This window comes from Corynebacterium hylobatis (genome assembly GCF_003955685.1).
Classification (GTDB): Bacteria; Actinomycetota; Actinomycetes; order Mycobacteriales; family Mycobacteriaceae; genus Corynebacterium; species Corynebacterium hylobatis.
On sequence record NZ_RXHJ01000034.1, the window covers coordinates 1 to 7,192 of the forward strand.

The 7,192-nt window shown below is 61.3% G+C and carries 8 protein-coding genes and 1 pseudogene; 3 read left to right on the plus strand and 6 right to left on the minus strand.

What is annotated here, in order from left to right:
- The 4 genes from EAH68_RS14455 to EAH68_RS14470 all read right to left on the minus strand — a co-directional run.
- Positions 1–1,037, minus strand: a 1,037-nt coding sequence (locus EAH68_RS14455) for an HAD-IC family P-type ATPase (protein WP_164546516.1), incomplete at its 3' end; no start/stop codon positions are given.
- Positions 1,038–1,236: 199 nt separating this feature from the next.
- On the minus strand, positions 1,237–1,473 hold the full coding sequence (locus tag EAH68_RS14460; RefSeq protein WP_126122034.1) for a heavy-metal-associated domain-containing protein: 237 nt from the start codon (positions 1,471–1,473) through the stop codon (positions 1,237–1,239).
- 419 nt (positions 1,474–1,892) lie between these two features.
- Positions 1,893–2,303, minus strand: a complete 411-nt coding sequence (locus tag EAH68_RS14465; RefSeq protein WP_126122035.1) for a DUF302 domain-containing protein — start codon at positions 2,301–2,303, stop codon at positions 1,893–1,895.
- 372 nt (positions 2,304–2,675) lie between these two features.
- Positions 2,676–3,380 carry a VIT1/CCC1 transporter family protein gene (locus EAH68_RS14470; RefSeq protein WP_126122036.1) on the minus strand — a complete coding sequence of 235 codons (705 nt, stop codon included), beginning with the start codon at positions 3,378–3,380 and terminating at the stop codon, positions 2,676–2,678.
- 199 nt (positions 3,381–3,579) lie between these two features.
- On the opposite strand from EAH68_RS14470, the gene EAH68_RS14475 reads away from it, so the two are divergent.
- Complete coding sequence (locus EAH68_RS14475; protein WP_500778831.1) at positions 3,580–3,873, plus strand: efflux permease Rv1217c-related protein; 294 nt, start codon at positions 3,580–3,582, stop codon at positions 3,871–3,873.
- A 6-nt stretch (positions 3,874–3,879) separates the two neighbouring features.
- Here the strand turns inward: EAH68_RS14475 and EAH68_RS14480 are convergent, their stop codons facing one another.
- Entirely contained in the window at positions 3,880–5,205 is a 1,326-nt protein-coding gene (locus EAH68_RS14480) for a DUF2254 domain-containing protein (protein ID WP_206436432.1), read from the minus strand.
- Between the two features lie 132 nt (positions 5,206–5,337).
- Here EAH68_RS14480 and EAH68_RS14485 point away from each other — a divergent pair.
- A pseudogene (locus EAH68_RS14485) lies at positions 5,338–5,523 on the plus strand (IS6 family transposase); the annotation flags it as partial.
- A 390-nt stretch (positions 5,524–5,913) separates the two neighbouring features.
- Here the strand turns inward: EAH68_RS14485 and EAH68_RS14490 are convergent.
- Positions 5,914–6,129, minus strand: a complete 216-nt coding sequence (locus EAH68_RS14490) for a type II toxin-antitoxin system Phd/YefM family antitoxin (protein ID WP_241228483.1) — start codon at positions 6,127–6,129, stop codon at positions 5,914–5,916.
- Positions 6,130–6,233: 104 nt separating this feature from the next.
- Between EAH68_RS14490 and EAH68_RS14495 the strand changes: the two genes are divergently transcribed.
- The gene (locus EAH68_RS14495) at positions 6,234–6,530 is read left to right on the plus strand and encodes a type II toxin-antitoxin system RelE family toxin (protein ID WP_241228484.1); all 297 of its coding nucleotides are present in this window, start codon (positions 6,234–6,236) and stop codon (positions 6,528–6,530) included.
- Positions 6,531–7,192 lie beyond the last annotated feature (662 nt).

Below are 7,192 nucleotides of genomic sequence, written 5' to 3' on the forward strand. Positions count from 1 at the left end.
GGATGCTCGGAGGCGGTTTCCGCACGGGCGGCCAGGATGAGCACCTGATCGGTGGTGTAGGAGTCGTCCAGGGCCTCGACATCGGTCAGCTCTGGGCGACCGTTGGTCAGGGTGCCGGTCTTGTCGACGACAACGGCATCGACCTTGGCGGAGGTCTCGAGGTATTCCCCGCCCTTGATCAGGACACCGTCCTTGGCGGAGCGGCCGATACCCGCGACAATCGAAACCGGGATGGAGATGACCAGCGCGCCAGGGCAGGCGATGACCAGCAGGGTCAGGGCGAGTTCCACGTTGAAGGTGATCAGTCCGACCGCGAGGGCGGCGATCATGACACCGGGGGTGTAGTACCGGGAGAATTTCTCCAGGAACGTCTGGGTTTTCGCCTTGTCATCCTGGGCGTCTTCGACGCGGTGGATGATCTTTGCCAGGGTGGAGTCTGATCCGATGCCGATGGCTTCGATGCGCAGCACCCCGGAGCGCAGCCAGGTGCCGGCGAAGACCTCGGAGTTCTCGGCCTTTTCGGCCGGTACGGATTCACCGGTGATAGTGGCCTCATCCACCCCGCCGTGACCGGAGATCACTCGCCCGTCAACGGGGATCTGCTCGCCGTTTTTTACGAGTACGACGTCACCGGGCATCAGCTCCCATAGCTCGACGGTCTCGGCGGCACCGTCCCCGCCCAGCTTGGTGGCGGTTTCCGGGGCGGCATCTACCAGGTCCGATAGTGCCTTGCGGGTGCGGTTCATTGTCGCCCTCTCCAACGCTTTGCCGAGAGCGAACAGGAAAGTGACGGCGGCTGATTCCCAGTAGTTGTGGATGAACAGCGCACCGATAGCGGCGACGATGACCAGCAGGTCAATCGAGATCATTTTAATCCGCAGCGCCTGGACGGCGGAAACGGCGATCTGCCAACCGGCGATGACGGCCGCGGCGATCATGAACACATCCGACAGGAACATCTCCGACGGGGTGAGCCAGGACAGGAGGATAAGTAGGCCCGAGACGGCGACAACACCCCAGGTTTTCCAGGTCTTCATGGTGTTTTCCTTTCATGGTGAGAAGTGCATTTTATTGGTGTCACTTATTAAGTTACGAGCAACCCGAAGAAAGTTCCTTGAGCCAGATCAATTAACGGAAAAGTCTCTCTGAGCAGGGAAAATACCGGCTGGCCGCGAGGCGGGATGCGAAAGGCCCGCCGGCATCTTCTGATGCCGGCGGGCCGGGGAGGTAGGTGCGTCAGATCGCCGAGGGCTTGGCGGTGTAGCCGACTTCAGCCACCGCGGCGACCAGGTCCCGCACGGCGACCTTTTCCGGGTCATGGCTGACCAGGATGCGGCCGGAGGAGAACTTCACCTCGGCCGATTCGACACCGTCCAGCCCGTTCAGCTTGTTCTCGATCTTGGCGATACAACTGGGGCAGGTGAATTCATCAGAGCGCAGGGTGGTGTTCTTCAGCTTCGTGGAGGTGGTCATGGTGATCAGGTCCTTTCGTCTCCGGGGTTATATTCTTTTGCTTGCATCTCTAAAGATACGGCGTTTCCCGGATTAACTCCTTGACCTGGATCAATTAACGAAAAATCCCTCCTACCGTCGTTTGTCCTGGTCAAGAGGGTGGCGAGGTGGGCGTTTAGGGGTCGGTGATCGTGGTCTATGTTCGGCCGGAGTCGATGGCGCCTGTTGTTTTCATCTTCGCCATCACCCGGGAGGCGAATTCGACGGTGACGTAGGCCGGCCTGCAACAGACGGGAATCGTCTCGTCGGGTTTCTCTAAGTTGGGCACCGAGGTAAGGGAAGGTTGCGGCCACACGCTGCTCGACGGCCGAGGTGGGCTCCATCGTCCAGTGCCCCGGATCCAGGCCCCTCGCTCACGGGTCAGGGTGGTGAAGACTGGCTTAGGCGCCGCTGATGGCTTCCAGCGCCGCCTGCAGTCGGGTGTCAGCATCGTCGGCGACCGCGCGGACCTGGGCGCTGTCGCTGAGTTTCACCATGGTCTGCGGATCGATTGCCTCCACCGTGGTCCGCTCATCCCCCGGACCCCGGCGGACAACGACGTTGCACGGCAGCAGGGCACCGAGCTCGGGCTCGGCGGCCAGCGCCTGGCTGGCCAGGGTGGGGTTGCAGGCACCGAGGATGACGTAGTCCCCCACAGCTTCGGCCGCCGCAGCCCCGAGCTTCTTGGTGAAGGTGGCCTTGATATCGACCTCGGTAAGTACGCCAAATCCCTGCTCGGCCAACGCCTCCCGGGTACGTGCGATGGCATCCTCGTAGGACAGTGCCACGGTGACAGTGTGGGTGTAGGACATACTCTGACTCCTTAAAAGCGTGGCGGTGACTTCGCAGTGGCTCACGCCTTCAGCCTGACAGCGTTTAGCGGATCAGGCAAGGGAGAAGAAGAGCTTTTCCTCTTCTTTTTCCCGTGGACTCCTCCGGGGTGGTCGAGCTGGAGGCGTGCCTTCGTCGTATACAGACTGGGGCATTTTCTATACCCCGGCCCGTATAGGGCCGGGCGAGAATGAGGGAGAGATACGGTCCTTCATCCGGGAAGCCTACCCATCCCGCACAGGTACGACCGATCACTGCCTCCCGGGGGGCCGACCGGGAGACGAAGGAATGTCGAATCAGGGGCCTTTTCCCCAGAGGACACCCCGGCTGCGCCCTGGATCAGATGAGAGGCCCTAACCAAACAACGAGCCGACGCCATAGGTGATGGCCAGGCCGAGGGCGCCTCCGAGTACCAAACGAGCACACGACCGCATGCGCGAGGTGCCGGAGAGGACAGCGGAGATAAACCCGGTCAACGCCAACGCCACGAGGGTGACCGCTGTGACCACGACAACCGCAGACCCCGCCGGGGCGAAGAACACCGACAGCAACGGCAGGAGTGCGCCGAGCACAAAGGAGATGGCCGACGAGACAGCAGCAGCAACCGGGCTGGTCAGTTCCTCACTGTCCATTCCCAGCTCCAGCTGGAGATGGGCCGCCAACGGGTCCTTCTGGCCAATCTCCCGGGCGGCCCTATCGGCCGTCTCTGGCGAGATGCCATACCCGGTGAGGATGCCGACAAGCTCCTGGCGTTCTTCTTCCGGTTGCTCCGCCAGTTCCCTGCGCTCCAGGGCCAAAAGTTTCTTCTCGGTGTCCCGCTGAGCAGAGACCGACACGTACTCACCCAACGCCATGGACACCGCACCCGCGATGGTCGAGGCCACCCCGGCAAGAAAAATCGCCCCCTCCCCCATGCCGGTGGCGATAACGCCCAGTAACAATGCCGCAATGGAGACTATGCCGTCATTGGCGCCGAGAACACCGGCACGCAGCCAGTTCAACCGGGCATGATGGCCTGTCCCATGGGGTTCGTTACGGTGCCGAGCGGGAGCAGACATCCAGTGGGTTCTCCTTGCCGGTGACCATCGTCGCGGGTAGGTCCATTGTGAGGATCATCCTAGTAGTGCTTTTTTAGGTGTCTCTGGGTCGGTGACAGTACGGACAGTGACCTAACAAAGCACTACTAGAAGTGGTCGTGATTTTCTCAGGCCGTCTCGGACACCCGGTTAAGAATCACCGTATCCGGATTCGGAGGACCTGAGGTGGCGCTGTTGCTGCCCGTCGTCCTCCGCCACAGCGCTCTACGGACTGCCGCCCCGCCTGATGGTCGTGGTGTGGGTGGTGTTCATCGTGAGCAGCGTATTCAGCCTGTTCGGCCGGGTGATCCAGCTCGACCAGTCCCGGCTGCACCTCTCCCCTTGCGAGCACGTCGGCCAGCACCCCGCGACCGAGGTCGGATGGGCAGGTGTGGTGGTGCTTGCCGTTGCCGGCGTTGTTCTGGTGCTGGCCGGGGCGGCTGCTTTTCGACGATGCGATCTCACCGCCACCTGATCCGGATTAGACGCCCGCGGTGTCTCTGTCGCTGTCCTCGTCCGCGCCATCGTCCAGGATGCCACGGGCACGCTCAACAGCAGGCAGGGAATGCTCGGCAGCGGCCGTCATCAGGTCGTCGACCATAATGCGCAGCAGCCGCGGAATCATCGCGGAGTCCGACCCGTAGAAATGGATCTCACGGATCACCTCATAGAGCATGTCCGCGATGCGTTGCGGCTGGTGCACCACACGGACCAGGCCCTCGTCATCGGCGAGGTAGGGGCTGGGCTCGATGACGGTGACCAGATAACGGAAGAGCCGGTGGATCTCCTGGACACACTGGGCTGCCGTGGCCGGATCGTTGATCCCGGCGGACAACGCACGGTCAGCGATGTCAACGAGTTGACGCAGTCCGAATGCCACGTCCTGGTGCAGTTCCCGCTCGGTCCGCACCTCGATGGCCGAGCGCAGAACACGTCGGTCCCGGTCGCTGAGCTCCCCGTCCCACCAGACCCGCAGCAGCGGCTGGCCGTCCACCAGGAAATCCCCCACCGGCCGGTCGACCGTGATCACCGCGTCATGTTCCGTCGCCCAGGACACCAGCGTCCGGTAGTCGATCCACACCAGCGATCCGTGGCAATCCGCCCGTACCTCTTCCCGGGGATCCCCGGGCCGTGGGGACCAGCCCGGCCCCTGGACCAGGCCGGCGTCGCTGCTCTGCACGGGATAGAGCCGCTGGGCCAGAGTCATTGTTTCCTCTCCGATCTCGGAGATGGCGTTGGCCACCCGCATCGAGGAAGTGATGGTCCGAATGAACGCCAGAAAAAACCCCAGGCACCCGAGCACCAGCAGGAAGGCCACCGACACTGATGCGCGGGGAACGAATCCGGTGATGTCCTCCTCGTCGTTCCACACGTACCGGATGACCGTCAGGGAGAACACGAACGTCCCCAGGAACATCGCCAGGGTGGCCTGCACGGTGCGGTTGCGCAGAAAACCGTTGAGCATTCGCGGACTGAACTGACTGCTCACCAGCTGCAGAACGATCAGGGTGATGGAGAAAATGAGACCGGTCACCGCAATCGTGGAGGAGGCGATGGTGCCCAACACCTCCCGGGCGGCATCAGACCCACCCTCAAAAACGAACCTGAGCGCCACATCGGACAACCCACGTTCCCAAGTGGGCAGCAGGAAGCCGACAACCAGGGCCGCGACCACGCTAACAGCTGGCATCACCCAGAAAGGCCGCCACAGCCGATCCCACCGCGTCTCCCGGGGAATATCCGGGATCGAACCACGGATCCGGAAACTCTCGGAGGTGCCACCAGTGCCGTGGTCGTTTTTCTTCACCACACCATTGTGGCATCGACAACGGTTCCCAGTGGACATTCGGCACACTCATCCCACCCGCCTGCAAGGCAGAAAACAGGTGCTGTTGCACAGTTGGGGCAGTAGGATCCTCGGCGTGAAATAATTAAGGTCATGGGTCTCTTCTGGGGTCGTCATTTCCCTCATGAGGTCATTCTGTGGGCGGCGTGCAGGCCCCTGCCGCTAGGGCGTCAGTTACCGCGATCTCGAGGAAATGATGACTTCAGCGTGGAGCACCGGTCGATCACACCACGATCTACGGTGCGTCCAGAAATACGCCCCGAGCTGGACAAGCAGACTAGTAGTACTTCGTTAGGTGTCTCTTGCGCGGTGCCCCTACTGTGACTCGCGGCTTCGTATGGCGGTTTTTCACATCCCCGAAAGGCGACCGATGCGGCGGGGCTCCGGCCCATCGAACAAGACCGTGACCCAGACCACACTGAAGCACGAGAGAGCCTTCCCTTCCCCTTGTTTCATAATCGGTGGTTTTCTTGCCGGATGCAGCGCCCCTCGCTCGCATCCGTGTGGAAGTGAAAACAAGCCGATCCGTGAATCTTCCCCCCGGCCTTTCCTGACCCCAGGTGTACACAGAACTAGAGAGATCCCTTGACACTGGGCGAGGCATGCAGCCACCGCCGGTTGATCAGCCACCCATGGCCCGGGACCGGCGCAGGTCTCCCGCCGGAAGCGTCAGGAGGCCTGACCGTTAAGGAAATCATCCAGAGGAATACGGGTCCCATCATCTTCACGTCGAGCCTGGCGCAACGCCTCCAGGTCTGCGCGACGTTCCAGCTCGTCCAGCAGTGCCAGGTCCTCGACGGACACGATGGCGGCCACCGCCTTACCGTGGCGGGTCACGGCAGTACGCTCACCGGCAAACGTCGCCCGGTTAACGACCTCGCCCAAATCTCTACGCAGCTCTCCCAGAGAGATTGCGGACAGCTTCTTCATCGCGGCGGACATACCCCCAGAATGCCAGAGAAAACACCAAAATGCAAGATTTATAACAAATGTACATATGGTACAGTTTCTCTATTATGGCCACGGCATACCAGATAGAATTGACCCGACGGGCGGCCCGTGACCTGGGGAAAATTCAGCGGGGCAACCCGAAACTGTTTCAGCAGATCATGGACACCATCCAGGCCCTGGGAAACGACCCCTACCCGGAGGGGTGCGTGGACTTAGGTGGCCGCGAGGGATACCGCGTCAGGGTGCGTGACCACAGGATTCTCTATTCCGTTCTCGAGGCCCACCTGGTGGTGGAGGTCATCCGCGTCGGGCCCCGCGGGGACGTTTACAAGTAGCACGCCCGGTGGGTGGCCCCACAGGATGCCCGCCCTGGGGTGAGGCTGAGGGATGTGCCCTTCACCGGGAGCTGCCTAGGACGACGCCTCCACTAGTTGTACTGACCGGAGACGTTGGTCGAATGTGTGTGACCCGCTGACATAGCGAAGACCTCCGTGCGGAATGGGAAGTGCTACCAAACCAGTTCCACACCAGAGGTCTTCCATGTCCCCTGCTAACGCAGCCCTGACCCCACGTCACCGTCAGAAGTCGTCTGGACGTCTGTGTCTCGCGGCGAATGCGCGTAGCTGATTGCCGAGGTCAAGCACTGTCACGCAGAGCCAGTAGTAGCCGAGAAGCGGTTTCGTCGGCCTGTTCACCAGGGGATGACCATGTAAACCCCTTCTGACACCGACATTGTCTCAATGGGACATACCCAGAGAAACAGCTGATTTGAACTTGAAAACCCTGTCGTGCCAAGTTCAAAATTCCCATTTGCTACATAACTATGCAGGTCTCTAAGGATGGTGCATCAGAACAGTATTCTCCGCGCCGCTACTGGCGCTAAGATCGCGTCTCCTAACCGGGTTAGAAGCAGCGAGGTAGGAGGTCGATGCAAAAGGGCTCTTCACGATTTTGAATCGGCCTGAGTTTTTGAGAGTGGCGTGTTACGCGGCGTCAA

Excerpts from the sequence above, each read along its gene's own strand:
- EAH68_RS14470 (WP_126122036.1), bottom strand. The coding sequence starts at position 3,380 with ATGTCTGCTCCCGCTCGGCACCGTAACGAACCCCATGGGACAGGCCAT.
- EAH68_RS14465 (WP_126122035.1), bottom strand. The coding sequence starts at position 2,303 with ATGTCCTACACCCACACTGTCACCGTGGCACTGTCCTACGAGGATGCC.
- EAH68_RS14495 (WP_241228484.1), top strand. The coding sequence starts at position 6,234 with ATGTACATATGGTACAGTTTCTCTATTATGGCCACGGCATACCAGATA.
- EAH68_RS14460 (WP_126122034.1), bottom strand. The coding sequence starts at position 1,473 with ATGACCACCTCCACGAAGCTGAAGAACACCACCCTGCGCTCTGATGAA.